The sequence below is a fragment of the Pseudoalteromonas tunicata genome, from assembly GCF_002310815.1.
Lineage (GTDB): Bacteria > Pseudomonadota > Gammaproteobacteria > Enterobacterales > Alteromonadaceae > Pseudoalteromonas > Pseudoalteromonas tunicata.
Window position 1 is genome coordinate 456,742 of sequence record NZ_CP011032.1, and the last position, 19,930, is coordinate 476,671.

Consider the following 19,930-nt stretch of genomic DNA (forward strand, 5'->3'; position numbering starts at 1 on the left):
AAATATTATGACTAAGCACATTGTTGATTTATCAGTACCATTTCATAAAGGCATGCCCAAATACGAAGCGCCTTGGTTCCCCGAATTTGACTTCGAAGAAGTTAAACCAGCGTCGATGCCTGAGGCACAATGGAAAAGACGCTTTACATCACTAAAATTATTCGCCCACAACGGCACTCACGTTGAAACATCAGATCACGTTTTTAGTGATGGAAAAACAATTGATAGTTATGAACTAGAGCAGTTTTTTGGCAAACCATTTATTGTTGATTTGCAACATGTTCCTGATAGTCATGCAATCACAGGTGAGCAGATGTCTGAAGCATTAGCTGGTTATGATCCGAATGTATATAGCATTGTGTTAGTGAATACGGGCTATAACGACAGACATTGGGGAGAAGAGGGTTTTTGGGGGAATTCACCCTACATGACACAAGAAGCCGCGCAGGAAATTGCAAACTTAAAACCACAATTTGTAGGCATTGATTTTCAAACAGAAAAACCAGGTGAAAAGAATTTTGTAGTACATAAAACGCTACTTTCTAGTTGTAACCTATTGTGTGAATACCTGTTTAATTTGGGGTCTATTTCAGATAAAGCATGGTTCTTTGCATTGCCAATCAGCATTAAGAATGTTGAAGCGTCTCCAGTTCGTGCAGTGGCTATTGAGTTTTAGTCACGCGAGAAGGATTTTAACATGAAGGAACAACCTTTTATTGCACTAGTTTCCGGTGCAGCAAGTGGCATTGGCGCTGAATGTGTAAAACAATATCTGGCTATGGGTGTACATGTTTATGGTATTGATAAAGATGAAGATAAGCTGTTGACGCTGAAACACCAGCTAAAAGGTTCAACTGGCGCATTTACGCCTGTGGTGTGTGATCTGGTGAATGAACAGCCTAGCTCACTGGGTGAGTTAGGTATTGCGTTTGAAGCAGATGCAAAGGTTGCGTTGGTGAATAATATAGGTGGTTCAGATATGACGACTAATCAGTTTCTAGCACATGATTGGTCAGATTTTATTTCGTCTTATGAGTTTAATGTAAAGCCTGCTTTTACATTAAGCAAACTCATGATCCCTGTAATGAAATCGGCTAATTGGGGGCGCATCGTAATGATCTCTTCTGTTGCGGCACGAAAGCCGTTACCCGCGGTGGGCGCACAGTATTGTGCAGCTAAATCAGCATTGCTGGGTTTAACTCGCAAGTTAGCGGATGAGTTTAGTGAATACGGCATTTTGACAAATACCGTGTGCCCTGGGGTTATTGCAACAGATCGGATCCTAGCAGGTTGGGATAAAAAATCTCCTCAACAAGTTCAAGTTGACTTGCAAAAGTTCCCATGCAAACGCCTTGGTACGCCTCAAGATGTTGCACAAATGGTGTGTTTTTTAGGTAGTGATCAGAATAATTATATGAGCGGTTCCATCAGTGATGTGAACGGCGGCTTATACATGTCATAACAGGGATAGTAATGAAAAAACAATATAAGGAAGGCCGCTTTAATATTAAAAGCTCTGTGCCATTACGTAAACACGCATTGTACTTACTCGATAAGCTCAATGGTCATTACAGCAAACAACATGCTCAATTCTCGTGTCTTTTTGGATGGTATGAGCAAGGAGAGTATCAAAGTTATTTAGCATTAGGTCAAAATGCAGAGTATCAATGTCGTTTATATGATGGTCACGCTGTATTTACATTTAAGGTTGCTGAAAAAGTCGTTCTTGAGCAAAAGGTCGGGCTGTGTGACTCAGCAAGCAGCATTTATGAATCATTATTTTGCCATTTAAAGGCCTTAATTCAAGCGTCACAACCTTATCTTGGAGACTATTTTGAAGGTGATATTTCTGCTTTACCATTTTTGGGGGGGTGGAAGTGTATTACTTCAAATCAAGCTTATGAAGGGGACATGATTTTTCGTGCGACTTTGGCGGAGCTCATTGTTCATGTGCAAGGCCAATCATGCCTCGCTTATGGGGACGACTTATTATTAAGCTCTTTACAAGACGTTTTATCATTAGATGAATTTGAAACATCCATGAAATTGGCCAAACCGATTGGAATTATTAACGATCAGAAAGTGCCAGAGTGTAGAGAATACATAGGTAATTTGGTTGAGTTGCTTAACGATGTGAGTGGATCAAAAGATAAAGTGGTGTTAGGTCGAAAACGTCATTTATTTAGCTACGCGCCAGTGACGAGTACTCAGTTATTGAATCATGTACACAATGAACGTTTTAATACATATGACATTATTGTTGAGTGGGCCGATGAGCCAAGCTGGGTCTGTGTGTCGCCCGAAACCTTGATTAAAAAGCATTTAGAAACTGTAATCGTGGAGCCTTTGGCTGGCACACGTAAAGGGTCTGAGTTTTCAGGTACTGCAGCTAAGTTTCGCCAAGAATTGGTTGAGAGTGTAAAAGAAAATGAAGAGCACCGTGTGGCGGTGGATTTGTTTTTGAAGTCGGTGTCTCAGTATTGTCAGCCCAATTCAGTGAAGTTAGAAAAGTCTAAAAATATTATTGACCTAGGTTATGTTCAACATCTGAAAAGTATCATCAGAGGGCGTGTCAATGAGGGGATATCCATATTTGATATTTTATGTAGCATCTATCCACCAGCAACCATTTGGGGTGTACCAATTAAAGAAAGCACTTCACGCATTGAACGAGCTGAGCCTTTCAAAAGAGAGTTTTTTGCTGGCGCATTTGGGTTCTTTAATTTACAGGATTCGGCTAATTTTGCGTTGGCAATACGGATTGCAAAGCTGCATGAGCAGACTGTGATCGTATACTCGGGCAGCGGTATTATTGAAGGGGCCGATCCATTCCATGAATGGATGGAAACTGATAATAAGATGGCCCCATTTCTAAGTGCGGTTGTACGTACCTAAAATACTGTGAATTTGTTCATTGAGAGAAGTGAGGCTAACCAGCCGCAACGACTATGGTGATAGTAGATGTTGTTATCTAAAGAGGACTTTGATGCCATTGCAACTGGGAATGAGGAATGGCTGAGCTTCTCAAAGAAGGACAAAGTAAAGCAAGGATAAATAAATGCAAACTTCTAATCCAATGGAAGCAATTTTAAATAAGCTTCAAGAAGCCAGAAATAACGGCGAAAAAATGTTCGACTTTACATTGAGCAACCCCAATTTGGGAGTGAGTAATGCTATGAAGTCGATTTTGATTTCTGTAGTAGATAGTGCTCGCAATGAAGATTTTGGTTATGCGCCAAGTCAAGGGTTGTTGAGTACACGCCAAACAATTGCCGATGATCTAAACCTGCAAGCACAGAGAAACTGGTCCGTGACTGCACAAGATATAACCATTGTGCCCGGTGCTGCTGGTGGATTATGCGCACTGTTTAAAGCGTTGTTACAGCAAGATGATGAGGTAATAGGAGTAAAACCGTATTTTCCATCATATACACATTACATTGAAAATGCGGGAGCACATTATGTGCCTGTTGATGCGCATGAAGATTTTGCCCTGAACATTGATAATGTTATTGCAGCGATTAATGAAAAAACGAAGGTCATTTTACTTAATTCGCCGAATAATCCTAGCGGGGTTATTTATTCTGCAGAGCAGTTGGCACAATTGGCACAAAAGCTTACTGAGTTAGCACAGCATGGACAAAAAATTGATGTTATCTCTGATGAAGCATATGCCCGAGTGACTTACGATAGCGCATCAGTGCCTTCTATTATTGATTTTTATGAACACAGTATCCGAGTAGTCTCTTTTTCAAAAGATTTGGGGCTTGCAGGGATCCGTATCGGCTATATTGAAACCACACCTAATTATCGCATGCTTAAATTGCAAGATAAACTGGGCGCAATGATCCGTAACTTGGGGTTTGTGAATACCTCGACTTTGGCACAAAAAGCGTTGTTAAAGGGTTTAAATGAAACCGTGTCAATTGAATATTATCAAGCACAAAAAGACCAAATAGTGGCTATTTTAGATGAGCTTAACATTAGTTACTGTGCACCAAAAGGTGGACTTTTCTTACTTGCTAAATCTCCTATTGACGATAGCGGGTTGTGGATATCGACTTTGCTCAAGCATGGTGTGGCTGTTGTGCCAGGTAGCTTATATGGTGCGCCAGCGTATTTTCGCATCAGTACTACGATAGACGAGCAACAAATTAATGCCTCTAAGGGCAGCTGGAAAGCTGCTTTAGCGGAGTTATCTTGTTAAGAAATAAATGGTTGGGCACTTTTAGCAACTTAGACTTATTGTCTAAGTTGCTGCTTGTGGGTGGCGCAAATGCCGCCCTTGCTTTGTTTCTCACTTTGCCGTTTTTGTCGATGCACCTGCTGCAGATCGACGGTGTTAGCGCAATTGAAGTAGGTATCTTATTATCTTTGCCGCATTTAATTACCGCCTTTATTAGTCCTCTTGCCGGTTGGTTGGCTGATAAGATAGGTCCGGGCAAAATTTGCTTGCTTTCCATATTTGGCACAGCTTTGAGTTTTGCGGGCTATGCTCTGGTTAATAGCTTAATAGGATTTGCATTTTTTATTGTGGTTGGAGGGCTTTTTCGGTCCTTATATTTACCAGCAGCCATGAGTTTGTTGTCACAACACACCAAGCAAGAACACAAAATGGATGTGTTCAAGATGCGCCATATTTTTAACAATTTGGGTTATGCTTTTGGACCTCTGTTAGGTGGAACTTTTTTTATTGTTGATGCAAATATTTGTTTTTTAAGTACTGCATCTATTTATCTCCTGTTTGCATTGGTGTTATTAAAAGTACTGAGTACTAAAGTTAATGCTGAAACGAATACTCCACCGGCGTTATCCTCAACTCCTAGTTTGTTTGAGTCAATTTCGGTTACCTTGAAAGATCGCGCTATGTTATTGCATATGAGTTGCGGCATGCTCGTGGCTTTTGCCGGCAGTCAACTGATGTCGACCTTTGCTATTTTTATGTCACAGCGTGGTAGTGATGGGGTGAGTTTGTATACATGGGCGCTGACCATGAACACTGTTTTGGCGATTGTGCTGCAGGCAATATATAAATCAAAAGAAAACTTAAGTACAGAATTGTCCCTTGCTTTGGGCTGCGGATTATTTGGTAGTGGTTATATCTTACTGGCGTTTGTTGATATTCATATTGCGCTAATGTTGTTTGGAGTGTTGATGCTCACATTTGGTGAAGTGCTAATAGCACCAAACCAGTCCTCTCTCACTGATCAATTAGCGGGGCCACAAATGAAAGGGATGTATTTTGGTGCGTTCCAGTTGTCTTTTTTGGGACGGTTTATTGGTCCTATAGTGGGCGGTATTACTTTAGAGTATTTTTCGGGAGTTGTCGCTTTAGAGGTTGCAGGCACAGTTAGTTTATTAGCTGGAGGATTGTACTACTTTGCAGCACGCTCTCGGGTGATGAGTGCAAACTTAGTTGATTTACAAGATTAGTATCTGTCAAGGAGTAAAGAGTTGATAAAGTTTAAATTGTTATGTTCATTTTACCTAATTTTGGGAATTGGTTTTATGGCAAGCGCGCAAGGAAGCTCTGTTTCGGTAGTGCCTGTCGCTGAAAAAATGGTAATTAATCAGCTGCGATATCCTGGAACTGTCAGCAGTTTGAAGCGGGCTGAGCTTTCTTCTTCTGTGTCGGGCTTAGTGGAAACTGTGCATGTTGAGCCAGGTGATAGCGTGGAAAAAGGTGACTTGTTGATAACTTTAGACAAGGAAGTGGAAATAGAAACACTTCGAGGGCTCAAGGCGCTTTGGGATAATCAAAAGATTTTGCTCGAAGAGGCTGTTTTGTTGTATACAGAAAGCAAAAAAATGCATGAAAATGGTCACTTTCCGGCGGTAGAGTTTGCGCAGCGAGAGTTGGCTGTATCGAGTCATAAAGCTTTGTTGTCATCTGCAAAAGCGCATTATGAAAAACAACAAGCATTACTAAAACGCTACGATGTTCGGGCGCCATTTTCTGGTATTGTTGAAGTCAAATCGACGGAAGTAGGGCAATGGCTAGATTCTGGAGATCATGCGCTTACTTTGACTTCTATGAGTGAGCTAAGAATAGATGCTTACATCCCACAGCGTCAGTATGAGCTGCTACACAATAAAAAAGCGTTACGCGTTGGACTAGAAAGTAACAAAGTGATTACTTTAGATGCGAAAATTGATAAGTTGGTCCCTATCCTCGATAAGCAAGCAAGAACCTTTTTAGTACGTATCAAAGCCGCAGAGCTTCACCCTTCGCTTATCCCTGGCGCATCTGTTTCTGTATTGATCAATGATCCCAATAGCCAAAATTTAGGATTATTCATACCCGATAACGCAATAGTCCACCACCCAGATGGAGGGGCCAGTGTATTTATTATGAAAAAAGAAGGGGAGAAGTCCTACGCACAGCGCAAACTTGTCAAACTTGGCAAAGAGCAGGATAACCAAGTTCGTGTGTTAAGTGGGTTGAATTCAACTGACCTGGTTATTGCGTCAATGGTACAAACACTTGCAGATAAACAAGAAGTACAACTCACAAATCCGGTATCACTGTAAGCTAGCTGCATCTTTTGAGAAGCGAATTATAAGTAATAAAAACTATGCTAAAACAATTATTTAAACATCAAATTGTGCTCTTTGCAGGGTTAGTACTCTACCTTGTTGTCGGGATCTCAATAGTAAGTAATACGACGGTACAAATGGTGCCAAGTCTTGAGCAGAGAAACGTAACGGTCACCACCTATTGGTCTGGTGCAACGCCCCAAGACATAGAAAAATCTATTTTAATGGAACAAGAAAAGTACTTAAGTTCATTGCCAAATCTGCTAAAAATGACCAGTAATGCACAAGTTGGGCAGGGGGAGATTATATTAGAGTTCCCTTTTGGTACTGATATTAAGCACCAAATGATTAATATCAGTAACGCGCTTGGCCAAGTGCCAGATTACCCCGAAAACGTGGATGCACCAAAAGTCATTGGCAATACGTTTGCCAATGAACCCTTCATGTATTTCAGTTTGATCCCTTTAGCGGGTAACCCACTAAATATTGATATGCTCAATATGAAAGACTTTGCGCAAGATGTTGTTAGGCCGCAATTAGAGCGGGTTGAGGGTATTTCACAAGTTGGCGTCAGTGGTGGTGAAGAAAAGCAAATTCAAATCGAACTCGACCCTTATCGATTGGCCCAACGAGGCCTAACTGTGACCGATATCAGAGAAAAAATACGTCAAAGAAACCGTGATATGTCAGTTGGTGATACCGAAAACCATCAAGGGCGGTTTTTTATTCGAACTACAGGCCGTTTCACGAGCATAGAGGAACTCAAAGCACTGGTAGTGAAAAGCGTCGATGGCTCTATTGTTCGTTTAGAAGATGTAGCCAGCGTTCGTCTTGGCAATTTTGAACATCGAAAGCTTGCCTATTTTGATGCTGAGAGCAACATCACGTTGTCTATGTATCGTAATCTTGGCACTAATGTAATCGACATCAAGCATCGTGTTTTAGAGACGGTTGTATCATTGAATAAGCAACTTGAGAGCGCTGGTTTACGCGTGGAAATCATCGGCGATGATGTAAAGTATGTGCAAAGCAGTTTAAAAAATGTATGGGTGAACCTGACGATAGGCGCAATTCTGGCTATTGCTATTTTATATGCATTTTTGCGTACTCGTTTGTCGTTTGTCATTGGCTTTGTAGGTATTCCGATCTGTACCTTGGCGGCCTTCTTGGGATTGCACCTATTTGGTCGTACAATCAATGTTATTTCATTAGCTGGTGTAGCATTTGCAATTGGAATGGTAGTCGATAATAGTATTGTTGTGCTGGAGAGTATTGAACGTTGTCGTCAAAATGGCATGGATAAAATAAATGCAGCGCTTAATGGCGTTAAAGACGTTACGGCGGCGGTGGTAGCCTCAACACTCACTACTGTTTTGGCATTTTTACCTGTTACGTTTGTTAAGCAAGAAGCTGGGCAGCTATATTCTGACATTGCTATTGCTATTTGTAGCGCGATTATAGCGTCAATGGTAGTGGCATTGCTGGTTTTGCCCGTGTTGTATGTACGTTTTGAGGTAAAAGTGTCAAAAGTGAAAATGACAAAAGTGCCTAAAATATTCAGGGTACTGAATCGTTATTTTCATCGCCCGTTGTATCGAAACTTAAGTGTTGCGGCCATCCTTGTGTTCACTGTATGGTTTATCACCTTTAAAACTCCGCCGTCCGAGTATTTACCCGCAGGTGAAGAGCCGAAAGCTTTTACATTTATGTTTGCTCCGCCAGGATTCAGTTTTACTCGTATGCAAGAGATCTCTAATGAAGTTAGAATAAAACTTAAAGGTCATCAGGGACAAAACCCGCAATTGTTTGACAAAGGAGACGTGTCTATACCTTCATTGAAGTATGTACTGATGAGTGTCTCTGCAGAGAGGATGTGGGTGCTCACCGAACCAACACGTGCTCAAGATTTAGAAGCGATGATGACAAGCTTAGCCAGTTATTTTAAATCATATGAAAAAATGACTGCATTCTCATCAAGAGGTTCGATCATCAGCAGTAATGATGGGGGATCTAGGGCGGTCAATATTGATATTTCAACAGCAGATTTAAAGGGTTTATACGAGAGTGCTTCCATAGCTAAATCGCTTGCTGAGGAGATGTTTGAGTCTGCACAGATCCGCTCCGAGCCATCGGCGTTGACACTTGATCAGCCGCTGGTGGAAATAAAGCCTAATTGGCAAAAGCTTGCCGAACTCGATATTCATAGCCAAGACCTAAACTACTTTAGCGCTGCAATGGTAGACGGTGTTTTTGCCGATGAGATATTTCTTAACGATAAAAAAGTGGATATTTACTTGTACGGCAACTTATCACAGCCAACGGTCTTAGAAAATTTAGAAGCTGTGCCATATCTTGCTAAAGAGGGTATATCCGTCCCCTTTGGGGCTTTAGTTGATTTTGATAAGCATATGGGTACTACGAGTATCCGCAGAATTGACGGTTTTAGGACCGCTACTGTTCGTATTGTACCACCTCAAAACGTAGCGCTTGAGAGTGCCATAATTAAGGTTAGAGATGAGCTTATTCCTACTTTGAAGGGGCAGCAAGGCGTACCAGGAGATCTGAAAGTATCAATTACGGGGGCAGCGGACCAACTGAGCAAAACACAAGCGTCGTTGTCGAAAAACTTCCTAGTAGCGGCCTTGATTACTTTTTTATTATTAGTGGTGATTTTTAAGCATTGGGGTTTTCCTGTGCTGATCTTATCGACTGTGCCATTAGGAATAGCTGGCGGTATTTTTGGTTTAGCGTTGCTCAATACTATTGCATCGCTTGCAGAGACTTTGGGTATTTCCGTTAGCGCGCAACCCTTTGATATGATCACCATGCTCGGCTTTTTGATTTTACTCGGTGTAGTTATTAACAACCCAATTCTCATTGTTGATAAGGTGCGTGGCAACTTAGTTGGTGATAATGTGGATCCTATCTTAGCTGTGAAAAACGCAGTATTTTCAAGATATCGACCTATTCTGATCTCAACACTGACTACTATTTTCGGGTTGGTACCTTTAGTCTTTATCCCTGGTGAAGGTACTGAGTTGTACCGTGGTCTTGGCGTAATAGTCCTGAGTGGCATTTTATTTTCGGCATTCATTACTTTATTTTTTATGCCTGCGTTGTTGATCTTAATTTTGGAGCTACAGCAAAAGTATAGAAAAGCTCGTATTACTGACTCGACTAATGCGGTTACGAATCAAGTCGAAACGACCTTTTAGTTGGAGGGGATAATGGTGGCAGCTGAACATAAGGTTGTTCTAATAACAGGTGCAGCGAAAAGAGTGGGTGCCTACTTATGTAAATATTTCCATCACAAGGGCTGTAACGTCGTTATTCACTATCACAGCTCTAAAGTAGAAGCATTGCAACTTGAAGGTGAGTTGAACCGTCGACGTATTAATAGCGCCAAAGCGTTGTGTGGACAGTTTGCCTGTCATGAGGAATACAGGCTGTTTCAACGCGAAGTTGAGTCTTATTGGGGACGAGTCGATGTGTTAATAAATAACGCATCAAGCTTTTTCCCAACGCCAATTGGCAATGCCACGGTCGATGATGCGCAAGCACTACTGCATAGTAATTTGATCATGCCCACTTTACTAATTCAGGCATTTGCCAAAGCACTCCAAACCAGTGGAGGTTGTGTCATTAATATTTTGGATATTTATGCGCAGTCACCGCTTCGCGACCATATGTTGTATTGCGCGGCGAAGGCAGGCCTAGCCAGTGTAACCAAATCTGTAGCCAAAGAACTCGCACCAGATGTGAGAAGTAATGCGATAGCTCCGGGTAATATTATATGGCCATCGGATTGTACGCTGAGTCAGCCTGAAAAGCAGTGGAGGCTCGCCCAAATCCCATTACAACGGCAAGGTCATCCTCAGGATATTGCTAAAGCAGCATATTTTCTTGCCTTTGATGCGGATTATGTGACGGGTCAGGTGCTCAATGTGGACGGCGGGAAAGCACTTTAATTTGGTATAGGCGCTGTAAGTTTTGCCTAAACGATTAGCGCCTAATTCGACATTCATCTTCTTTAAATCCTGCATCTAAACGCCAATGTAACCCATTTCCTATTTGCCAATGTTGCCTTGCTGAGCTCGCGAGTTCTTTCGCCGTTAAGTGTTCTGAACCAAGATAGTATCTATAATACAAATCATTGCTTACTTTGCCTTGTTCTTTTCTGTAGTAAATAATGACCCCCCACTGTTTTTGCGCCCTCCCAGTGCATCATGTCAATACGATTCACTAAACCGGCAATTGTGTTATGGCGAGGGATCCCTTGTTCAAGAGAAACATATTTTCTCAGCCAATCTAATCTATCATGGCAATAATCCTCAATATCCTCCCAGCCTGATAATCTGATACAACAGCGCTAACAATTAAGAGTATGATATCAAATAGTTTATGAACAATTTAACCTTGTTGGCGAGGGTCATCGATTGACTCGAAATATTTAAATAGCTGAATATCAGGGATGAGGTGATCCTTAAAAAAGGAGTATAAGCTCATACTTTTAAGTCAAGGTAAAGTTTGGGATCTTGCTCTACAACTTGATCCCATTCTATGTAAATATCAGCTGAGCTGTATTATCTAACCAAAATAAAAGCCAACTGTATTGAAGAGTATCGTTGGCTTTTAAAATTTAACAGAATTTAAAGAGGTGTATATGTATCTTTTCTACATTAACCCCTCATAGTAACAAATTCTTCAGAGCCTGTTGGGTGAATGGCCACAACTGAATCAAAATCTGCTTTGGTCGCGCCCATTTTCATCGCAACCGCAAAGCCTTGGATCATTTCATCAACCGCAAAGCCAATTCCATGTAAACCGACAATTTTTTCGTTAGGGCCTTGGCAAACTAGTTTCATTTTGCACGGTTGACGGTGCTGCGTTACTGCGGTGTACATCGCGGTAAAGCTTGAGGTATAAACTTTAATATCGTCTTTACCAAATTGTTCAATTGCCTCAGGCTCGGTAAGGCCAATGGTGCCAATCGGAGGATGACTAAATACCACTGTTGGGACTAAATTGTAATCCATTTTTGCATTAGGCATCGCTTGGTTAAATAAGCGTTCAGCTAACATACGGCCAGCTTTTACTGCGACAGGTGTCAGTTCTACGCCGCCTTCCACAATATCGCCTACAGCATAAATGTTGGCGGTAGATGTTTGTTGGTATTCATCAACAATCACATAACCACGATCGTTTAGGGCAACTCCCGCTGCTTGAATGTTAATCGCATCAGTTGCAGGGTGGCGACCAATAGCCCAAATCAGTTGGTCAACATTGTGACTTTCGCCATTTTCTAAATGCAGGGTAACGCTGCCATCAGCTTCTTTAACTACTTTTGATGGTGTGGCATGGGTGTGTAATTGCGGGCCTTCAGCCGCCATGACTTCTTTTAACGTATCGACAATTAAAGGGTCGAAACTACGAAGTGGCGCGTGTTGGCGCACAAATAGTTGCGTTTGAGTACCTAAACCATTTAATACCCCTGCAAGTTCAACGGCAATATAGCCAGCACCGACTACGGCAACGCGTTTCGGTTGGGTTTTTAATTCAAAAAAGCCATTTGAATCAATGCCATGCTCAGCGCCTGGAATATTTGGAATGCTTGGGCGGCCACCTACTGCAATTAAAAAGTGATCCGCAGTGTAGTGTTCACCGTTTACTTCAATGGTTTTTTCGTCAACAAATTTAGCAAAGCCTTTAATAACAGTTACACCGTTGCTCGCTAAGTATTTGTCGTATCCTTGATGAATACGGCCGATGTAGGCCTCGCGGCTTTCAAGTAATTTAGACCAATTAAAGTTTTTAATTTCTACGTCAAAACCGTAATCAGGGGCGTATAGTTTTATTGCTTCAGCAACTTGAGCACCATGCCACATGACTTTTTTTGGTACACAACCGACGTTGACGCAAGTTCCACCCATGTGTTTAGCTTCAATTAGTGCCACTTTAGCACCACGCATGGCCGCTCGGTTTGCAGATGCAATACCACCACTACCGCCGCCAATTGCAATATAATCAAAATGTTGAGCCATTTTGTTTCCTTAACCGTTTTGAATGTAATGCCCAATAGCATAACATTAAGTAAATAAAAGCAAGAATAAATAAGGTTGACCTATGTTTAGTGAAAAAACATTCACATTTTTGGCCGAGCTTGAACAAAACAATCAGCGCGATTGGTTTAATCAGCATAAAGCCCGGTATGAAGATACGGTGCGAGAGCCCGCTTTAGCCTTTATTCGTCAGATGCAAGCACCAATTTCTGCTATATCGAGTCATTTTGTTGCCTCCGATAAAAAAGTGGGTGGCAGTTTAATGCGTATTCAGCGCGATGCGCGTTTTAGTAAAGATAAAAGTCCATACAAAATGAATATCGGTATTCAGTTTCGCCATTTTTTGGGTAAAGATGTGCATGCGCCGGGATTTTATTTCCATCTTTCTAATCGGGAGTGTTTTGTTGGTGCTGGGATTTGGCGCCCTGACTCAAAGCCGCTAAACAAAATTCGCCATTGCATCGATGAAAACCCAAATAGTTATAAAAAAGCGATTTTTAACTCATCCTTTAGTGACGTGTTTGCTATGTCGGGCGAGAGTCTGCAGCGCCCTCCGAGAGGGTTTGAAAAAGAGCACCCATTATTAGCTGAACTGAAACGAAAAGATTTTATCGCAATCAGCCCGTTAACTAAGCAGCAAGTGTGTAGTGAACATTTGCCTGAGTTGGTGGCTGAGCGTTTTAACTTAGCTGTGCCACTCATGGCCTATTTATGTTTTGCGCTTGAGCAGCCGTTTTAGGCTTGTAATTGCTGAGTTTGCCCCAATTTCTGTTTTTATATGCAATTAACGCAAGAGACACATTATGACTAATCCATTGATTAACCTTGAAGGTTTACCACCATTTTCTCAAATCAAGCCAGAACATATTGTCCCTGCGCTCAAGCAAGGCATTGAAAAGTGCCGTAAAACTATTGATGAAGTGCTGACTCACCCAACGCCAACATGGCAAAACTTTATAGCACCACTTGAAGAAGTCGATGATGAACTCTCTCGTCTTTGGTCGCCAGTGTCGCACATGCATTCGGTGGTCAATAGCCCTGAACTTCGTGAACAGTACGATGTGTGTTTACCGTTAATTTCTGAATATTCAACCTTTGTTGGTCAACATCAAGGTTTGTATCAAGGCTATCAAGCTATTTTTGATTCGCCAGAGTTTGCCTCTTTGTCGGTAGCGCAGCAAAAAGTAATTACCAACGCGCTACGTGATTTTAAATTATCGGGCATTTCGTTATCGCCAGAAAAACAACAGCGTTATGGTGAAATTAGTGCTCGTTTATCAGAGCTTGCAGCTAAATATGGCAACAATGTGATGGATGCAACTCAAGCGTGGCAAAAACACATTACCGATGAAGCGCAATTAAGTGGTTTGCCTGAATCAGCCAAAGCATTAGCGGCACAAACAGCGCAAAGCAAAAACTTAGAAGGTTGGTTGTTTACCTTAGATTTCCCCTCGTATTTACCTGTAATGACCTATGCCGACAGTCAAGAACTTCGTCATGAAACCTATGTCGCCTTTGCCACTCGCGCTTCAGAGCAAGGCCCAAATGCCGGTGAATTCGATAACAGTGCCATTATGAATGAGCAACTGGCACTGCGTCATGAATTAGCTCAATTACTTGATTTTGAAAACTATGCGGAGCATTCTTTAGCAACCAAAATGGCCGAAAATACAGCGCAAGTTTTTGATTTTTTAAATGACTTGGCGGCACGCTCAAAACCACAAGCACAACAAGAGCTCGCTGAAGTGGTTGAGTTTGCAAAACAAACCCATGGTGTTGATAAGCTCGAAGCTTGGGATATTGGTTATTACAGCGAAAAATTAAAACAGCAAAAATATGCGATTTCAGATGAAGTGCTGCGCCCTTATTTTCCGGCAAACCGCGTATTAAGTGGCTTGTTTGAAACGGTTAAGCGCTTATTTGGCATCACAGTGGTTGAAGTAAATGGTATTGATACTTGGCATCCTGATGTGCGTTTTTTCGACATTATCGATGAGTACAACAATAAACGAGGCTCATTCTATTTAGACCTTTATGCCCGTGATAATAAGCGTGGCGGAGCATGGATGGATGACTGTATTGGCCGCAAAGTGCGCCAAAATGGTGAGCTACAATTACCCGTTGCCTATTTGGTGTGTAACTTTAATAAAGCTGTTGGCAATAAACCTGCGTTATTTACCCACAACGAAGTAACGACGTTATTCCATGAATTTGGCCATGGTTTACATCATATGCTGACCAAAATTGAAGCCGGTGCGGTATCGGGTATAAATGGCGTAGCATGGGATGCGGTTGAGCTGCCAAGTCAGTTCCTTGAAAACTGGTGTTATGAAGAAGAAGCATTGGCGTTTATTTCAGGCCACTACGAAACGCATGAGCCTTTACCAAAAGAATTACTCGATAAACTGCTAGCTGCTAAAAATTATCAATCTGCGATGATGATGGTGCGTCAAATTGAATTTTCACTATTTGATTTTCATATTCATGCTGATTTTAAAGTGGATGCCAAAGAGCATATCCAAGCAACCATCGATGCCGTCAGAGAGCGTGTTGCTGTAATTAAAGCGCCGCATTTTAATCGTTTTCAGCATGGTTTTAGCCATATTTTTGCTGGTGGTTATAGCGCTGGTTATTACTCATACAAATGGGCAGAAGTGCTTTCGGCAGATGCGTTTTCTCGTTTTGAAGAAGAGGGCGTATTTAATACCCAAACAGGGCGCTCATTTATGAACAATATTCTTGAAATGGGTGGTTCGTTAGAACCAATGGAGTTATTTACTGCATTTAGAGGACGAGCACCGCAAATTGATGCTTTGCTCCGCCACAGTGGAATTGGTGCCTAACTTGGCTTAGTTTGTTTTATTTTGTGAAAGCACCTTCGGGTGCTTTTTTTATTTTAGCTGCTGATTTATTGAAAAAAAATTTTCAAAACCCGACCTGCGTACTATGCTTTTTAAACCTCATCTTCGCCCAGTAATCATTGCAAAAGGAAGCAGCCAAATGTCAAAACTGGTTTTAGCCATAGATGACGACAAATTCATTCGTTCGTTAATTCAACAAACTTTACATGATTATTGCGAAGTGACCGTAGCTGAAAATGGTGAACAAGGGATCCGTGCCGCCATTAAAAAAAGCCCAGATATTATTTTACTCGATGTTGAAATGCCGGGCATGACTGGGTACGAAGTATGCCAAATGCTCAAACGCGACTCATCAACCAATGATATACCAGTGATGTTTATTTCAGGACGTGGGGCGCTCAGTGACAGGATCCGTGGTTATAACTCAGGCGCAGATGATTATATTGTTAAGCCATTTGAGAAAGATGAGCTACTAGCGCGTATCGAGGTACTTTATCAATACCGTCAACGTTCAATATCGCTCAAAGAGCATATTGCGCATGCAGAATCGACTGCTGAAATGGCTTTGACCGACTTTAGTGATATGGGGCGGGTAATGCGTTATGTGGGCCAAACCTATAATGCTCACAGCTTAGCACGGTTAGGTGATTATTTTTTTGAGTTTTTTGCTCCGCTTGAATTAAATGTTGTACTGGTATTTTGGTATAAAGAAGGTACTGAATTTTTTAGTAATCATGATGCTGTATGCCCACTTGAAGAAGAGCTATTAAATAAATGCCGTGATGGTGAACGCTTTATTGATTTTGGTGCCCGCACCATAATTAATTACCCTAAAGTCTCTTTATTAATTAAGAACATGCCACTTGCCGATGCAGCTACCTACGGCCGTTTTAAAGATTTATTTCCGCATTTACTTGAGGCAACAAATGCCAAAGTGATGTCGATGGAAATCAACGAAATGATTTTTGATCAAGCCAATGAAATTACGGATACTTTTAATTTAGTTGATACAACATTGCGCAACCAGATTGAAGATATTTACGCTCATGGTCAAACCTCAGTCGAAATGGTTGAAAGCCTATACAATAATTTTATTAATGTTATTCCTACCCTTGATTTAGAAGACGAGCAAGAAGAGTTTGTTTTAAACTCGGTTGAGCATACGGTAAAAGAGTTGCAACAACATTTACAGCTAACGCAACAGATGCGTAGCTCTTTTAATGATGTGATTGTTTATATGGAACATATTATGATGCAGCGTACGCAAATGTTGGAGCGATTCTCTCAACTGCATCAAGAAGAAACCATTAACGAAGTCACCTCACAAATCGATATTGAATTATTTTAACTTGAGTTCTGAATTGCGATTTAGCAACATATTGAATCAAAATTAAATATTTAGATCATTCAGAGCTCTAGTCTGAAATTTTCTACCCTAATCAGGTAGATTGTCTTTTCAAAAGCCGGACTATTACACGTTAATCCAACGCTGTTAAAGCTGAAAATAGTTGCCTAAAATAAATTTACTATCTAGAAATGAGGTTATTTTAGCTTAACGGCTCAGTTTTAAATCGCTTTGCCTGCACTGCTTTGCGTATAATGGCGCGGTTCATTAGTGAGAGTATTCGTCTTGATAATTCAAAGCCCATTTTCAGAAGTTCGTCCTTATTTAGCCCGCATCGAACAGCAGTTTAATCTTGCTGCTTGGTCAAATCCTGGCAATCTATTTCAACTTTATTACGATGAAAGTGGCTTGTCGTTATTTAAAACCGACGAAAAGAAGCTTGGCGCCATTCGAGTCGATTTTGTCACAGGTGCCGCAGCACATCGGCGTAAATTTGGTGGCGGTAAAGGTCAAGCAATTGCAAAAGCGGTTGGGCTGAATAAAGGCGCAATACCAACAGTGCTCGATGGTACAGCTGGGCTTGGTCGTGATGCGTTTGTGCTTGCCGCATTAGGCTGTAAAGTGATTTTGCACGAGCGCCATCCTGTTGTCGCTGCGTTACTATTTGATGGTTTACAACGCGCTTATCAAGATGCTGAAATAGGCACTTGGATGCAAGAAAATATGCAAATGGAGTTTGGTAGTAGCCATCAACTTTTACCCAGTTCAGGTCATGCGATTGATGTGGTTTATCTAGATCCTATGTATCCACATCGCGATAAATCAGCCTTAGTGAAAAAAGAAATGCGGGTATTTCAAGATTTAGTGGGCCAAGATCTGGATGCCGATGCTTTACTACCCGATGCCTTAGCGCTTGCTAATAAGCGTGTAGTGGTAAAACGCCCAGATTATGCACCAGACCTTAATTTGCAAAAACCATCTATGGTCATCGCAACGAAAAAAAACCGTTTTGATGTTTATGTAAAAGCCGGAATGAATAAATAACAAGTTCGTTTTTTATTTTAAAATACAAATGCTTATTTTAACTCGCATCACGACTAATTGGCTTGTCATAATTCTTAAATAAAAATGTCACATAAAAGAGGTACTGTCGGCGCGTTTAGCTAGCCAACAGGAGCTTTTGTTAATGCGTGTTTCATCTTTTACTCGATTATTAGCCGTACTCTTGCTGGGTGCGAGTATAACTTTGGCTGCTACTTTGTTTTGGGCTGCAAAAGTGCAAATTGCTCTAAGTGACCAAACCCATTCTTACAACACGGTTAAACAAGCATTAGTTGTTACGCTTTCACGTCAAATTGAAGACTACCTTGCATCAGGTGATAGCCAAGCACTCACTAAAGCCCAAGAGCTTATTGCTCAAATTGAAAACCAGCAATTGGCACATTTGCCCCATGATCTGCAGCAAAAACTGCTGGCGCAATTTGAAACCTTATTACAAGGAATTGAGACTAAATATCGTGCACTTGGCAAGCTATCAGGCAATGAAAACGCTCTAATTGACAACGCAATCAGACAGATGTCTGGCAGTGCTACCTCACTCACTAATTACGCACAAAAAGCGACCGAAGATAAACACGAACTTGCCAAAAAATACTCACTATTAGCGGCTGATTACGCCGCGCAAACCCTCAACTTGGCACTTTATAGTCAGGCTTTGAGCCAATCGTATTCAACTGAGGGCGAAAACAACGTTAAAAATACCACCCGTGCATTACAAACCTTAGCCAAAACCATTGATCAGCTACCGACCTTTGGCTTGTATGCAGAATCGGATGAAGATGAGTTGTTTGTTGATGATGACAAAGAAGAATTATCAGATGAAATAAAAGCAGAATTAAGCAGCTGGCCAAATCGCTTTTTACGTGATTTTAGTAGCACAATTGAGCAGGCCAAAGAGCGCGTTGCAGGCATTGCTGCACTGCGAACCGAAATTGCTGCGTTAGCCAATACGGTGCTTGAAGCAGAGCAAGATTTACTGAGTGAGCAACAGGCCACTCAAAGCCAAGTATTAATGATTTTTACGGCCAATATTAGTGGGTTATTTATTTTAGCCATTGCAGTGTATTTTACTCAGCGCCAGCAAGTGCTTAATCCGCTGCGCAATTTACGTAATGCTTTTAAAAACTTACTTGAAACCAATGAACTCAAAGCGCTTGAAAATAGCCGAGCAGATACCGAAACGGGCGAAATCACGGCCTATTTTAATCAACTGATTGAACAGCAACGCGTGCAAATGACCGAACGAGAGCAAATGCTCGGGCTAATTAACGAATTTATGCAAGATATGAGTGAAAACCTCAATAATATCAGCGGTCACTCGCACCATACGTTTGATCAAGTAGAGCGTAACGAAGGTTTACTGATTGATATCAAGCAGATGGCAGAGCAACTTAATCAGGTAAATGCACAAGTAGAAGATAACGCTCAAAATACCTTTAGTGCGATGGATCACAGTTTGGGTTATGCCCAATCGATGCTTGCGGCCAGCTCTTCAACCCACAGCAAGGTTCAGCAAGGAATGAATAGCCTAGATGAGCTGCTAAAAGGCGTGTCAGATGTGCACAATGTGGTTGATGTTATTCAATCAATTGCAGAGCAAACTAATTTGTTAGCGCTTAATGCTGCAATCGAATCTGCCCGAGCCGGTGAGCATGGTCGAGGCTTTTCGGTGGTCGCTGACGAAGTGCGAAAACTTGCGCAGCAAACGCAGTTATCGTTGGGCGATATTAAAACTCAACTCGATTTACTGACCAATAGCTCCAAACAAGTATCAACCCAAATTAACGCCTTAGCACAAGATTCTCAAAGCCAAACTAGCAATGCTGAACAACTTAAACTCAATTCAGAACAAGTGGCACAAAATGCCCAGTCGGCCAGCCAAGTGGCCAAAGATGCCAGCCAAGTTGCGGCTAATCAGCATCATTTACTTGAGAATTTTTCAAATGCGATGGGTCAAATGAAAAACCAAGTAACCCAAGCGAACGAATTAGTGAGCCATGTGCAGCATAGTTTGCAGCAACAAATGCAAAATGTCCGTCAAAGCCTTGGATTAAACTAGCATTTAATGG

General features: G+C 41.5%; 15 protein-coding genes. 13 read left to right on the forward strand and 2 right to left on the reverse strand.

All coding sequences use genetic code 11. From position 1 onward, the window contains the following. Window positions 1–7: 7 nt before the first annotated feature. The 8 genes from PTUN_RS02095 to PTUN_RS02130 all read left to right on the forward strand — a co-directional run bounded on the left by PTUN_RS02095 (window position 8) and on the right by PTUN_RS02130 (window position 10,505). Window positions 8–676 carry a cyclase family protein gene (locus tag PTUN_RS02095; protein WP_050760026.1) on the forward strand — a complete coding sequence of 223 codons (669 nt, stop codon included), beginning with the start codon at window positions 8–10 and terminating at the stop codon, window positions 674–676. A gap of 21 nt (window positions 677–697) precedes the next feature. Then, complete coding sequence (locus PTUN_RS02100) at window positions 698–1,462, forward strand: SDR family NAD(P)-dependent oxidoreductase (RefSeq protein WP_009838032.1); 765 nt, start codon at window positions 698–700, stop codon at window positions 1,460–1,462. An 11-nt stretch (window positions 1,463–1,473) separates the two neighbouring features. Beyond that, entirely contained in the window at window positions 1,474–2,895 is a 1,422-nt protein-coding gene (locus PTUN_RS02105; RefSeq protein WP_009838033.1) for a chorismate-binding protein, read from the forward strand. 163 nt (window positions 2,896–3,058) lie between these two features. Continuing rightward, the gene (locus tag PTUN_RS02110) at window positions 3,059–4,207 is read left to right on the forward strand and encodes an aminotransferase class I/II-fold pyridoxal phosphate-dependent enzyme (RefSeq protein ID WP_009838035.1); all 1,149 of its coding nucleotides are present in this window, start codon (window positions 3,059–3,061) and stop codon (window positions 4,205–4,207) included. After that, complete coding sequence (locus tag PTUN_RS02115) at window positions 4,201–5,433, forward strand: MFS transporter (RefSeq protein ID WP_009838036.1); 1,233 nt, start codon at window positions 4,201–4,203, stop codon at window positions 5,431–5,433. The genes PTUN_RS02110 and PTUN_RS02115 overlap by 7 nt, the downstream gene beginning before the upstream one ends. Before the next feature lie 21 nt (window positions 5,434–5,454). Then, window positions 5,455–6,531 (forward strand): efflux RND transporter periplasmic adaptor subunit, encoded by a 1,077-nt coding sequence (locus PTUN_RS02120; protein ID WP_157579377.1) that lies wholly within the window; start codon window positions 5,455–5,457, stop codon window positions 6,529–6,531. 44 nt (window positions 6,532–6,575) lie between these two features. Continuing rightward, a complete protein-coding gene (locus tag PTUN_RS02125) occupies window positions 6,576–9,752 on the forward strand; it encodes an efflux RND transporter permease subunit (protein ID WP_009838038.1) in 3,177 nt (1,058 codons plus the stop codon). A 12-nt stretch (window positions 9,753–9,764) separates the two neighbouring features. After that, window positions 9,765–10,505 carry a pteridine reductase gene (locus PTUN_RS02130; protein WP_009838039.1) on the forward strand — a complete coding sequence of 247 codons (741 nt, stop codon included), beginning with the start codon at window positions 9,765–9,767 and terminating at the stop codon, window positions 10,503–10,505. 182 nt (window positions 10,506–10,687) lie between these two features. Here the strand turns inward: PTUN_RS02130 and PTUN_RS22550 are convergent, their stop codons facing one another. Continuing rightward, window positions 10,688–10,897 carry a transposase family protein gene (locus PTUN_RS22550; RefSeq protein WP_083781270.1) on the reverse strand — a complete coding sequence of 70 codons (210 nt, stop codon included), beginning with the start codon at window positions 10,895–10,897 and terminating at the stop codon, window positions 10,688–10,690. Between the two features lie 319 nt (window positions 10,898–11,216). Continuing rightward, window positions 11,217–12,578, reverse strand: coding sequence for a glutathione-disulfide reductase (gene gorA, locus PTUN_RS02140; protein WP_009838040.1), 1,362 nt, complete (start codon window positions 12,576–12,578; stop codon window positions 11,217–11,219). Between the two features lie 82 nt (window positions 12,579–12,660). Here gorA and PTUN_RS02145 point away from each other — a divergent pair, with 82 nt between their 5' ends. The 5 genes from PTUN_RS02145 to PTUN_RS02165 all read left to right on the forward strand — a co-directional run bounded on the left by PTUN_RS02145 (window position 12,661) and on the right by PTUN_RS02165 (window position 19,920). Beyond that, complete coding sequence (locus PTUN_RS02145; RefSeq protein ID WP_009838041.1) at window positions 12,661–13,335, forward strand: DUF2461 domain-containing protein; 675 nt, start codon at window positions 12,661–12,663, stop codon at window positions 13,333–13,335. Between the two features lie 64 nt (window positions 13,336–13,399). Beyond that, window positions 13,400–15,439: an oligopeptidase A gene (gene prlC / locus PTUN_RS02150; RefSeq protein WP_009838042.1), complete on the forward strand. Its 2,040-nt coding sequence runs from the start codon at window positions 13,400–13,402 to the stop codon at window positions 15,437–15,439. A gap of 157 nt (window positions 15,440–15,596) precedes the next feature. Further along, a complete protein-coding gene (locus PTUN_RS02155) occupies window positions 15,597–16,805 on the forward strand; it encodes a response regulator (RefSeq protein ID WP_040643868.1) in 1,209 nt (402 codons plus the stop codon). 282 nt (window positions 16,806–17,087) lie between these two features. Beyond that, window positions 17,088–17,846: a class I SAM-dependent methyltransferase gene (locus PTUN_RS02160; RefSeq protein ID WP_009838044.1), complete on the forward strand. Its 759-nt coding sequence runs from the start codon at window positions 17,088–17,090 to the stop codon at window positions 17,844–17,846. 142 nt (window positions 17,847–17,988) lie between these two features. Continuing rightward, window positions 17,989–19,920: a methyl-accepting chemotaxis protein gene (locus tag PTUN_RS02165; RefSeq protein ID WP_009838045.1), complete on the forward strand. Its 1,932-nt coding sequence runs from the start codon at window positions 17,989–17,991 to the stop codon at window positions 19,918–19,920. Window positions 19,921–19,930: the final 10 nt, after the last annotated feature.

What these genes read in the sequence shown, in the direction of transcription:
- PTUN_RS02130 (WP_009838039.1), top strand. Translation starts at nt 9,765, where the DNA reads ATGGTGGCAGCTGAACATAAGGTTGTTCTAATAACAGGTGCAGCGAAA.
- PTUN_RS02145 (WP_009838041.1), top strand. Translation starts at nt 12,661, where the DNA reads ATGTTTAGTGAAAAAACATTCACATTTTTGGCCGAGCTTGAACAAAAC.
- PTUN_RS02125 (WP_009838038.1), top strand. Translation starts at nt 6,576, where the DNA reads ATGCTAAAACAATTATTTAAACATCAAATTGTGCTCTTTGCAGGGTTA.
- prlC (WP_009838042.1), top strand. Translation starts at nt 13,400, where the DNA reads ATGACTAATCCATTGATTAACCTTGAAGGTTTACCACCATTTTCTCAA.
- PTUN_RS02110 (WP_009838035.1), top strand. Translation starts at nt 3,059, where the DNA reads ATGCAAACTTCTAATCCAATGGAAGCAATTTTAAATAAGCTTCAAGAA.
- PTUN_RS02105 (WP_009838033.1), top strand. Translation starts at nt 1,474, where the DNA reads ATGAAAAAACAATATAAGGAAGGCCGCTTTAATATTAAAAGCTCTGTG.
- gorA (WP_009838040.1), bottom strand. Translation starts at nt 12,578, where the DNA reads ATGGCTCAACATTTTGATTATATTGCAATTGGCGGCGGTAGTGGTGGT.
- PTUN_RS02155 (WP_040643868.1), top strand. Translation starts at nt 15,597, where the DNA reads ATGTCAAAACTGGTTTTAGCCATAGATGACGACAAATTCATTCGTTCG.
- PTUN_RS02165 (WP_009838045.1), top strand. Translation starts at nt 17,989, where the DNA reads ATGCGTGTTTCATCTTTTACTCGATTATTAGCCGTACTCTTGCTGGGT.
- PTUN_RS02095 (WP_050760026.1), top strand. Translation starts at nt 8, where the DNA reads ATGACTAAGCACATTGTTGATTTATCAGTACCATTTCATAAAGGCATG.
- PTUN_RS02100 (WP_009838032.1), top strand. Translation starts at nt 698, where the DNA reads ATGAAGGAACAACCTTTTATTGCACTAGTTTCCGGTGCAGCAAGTGGC.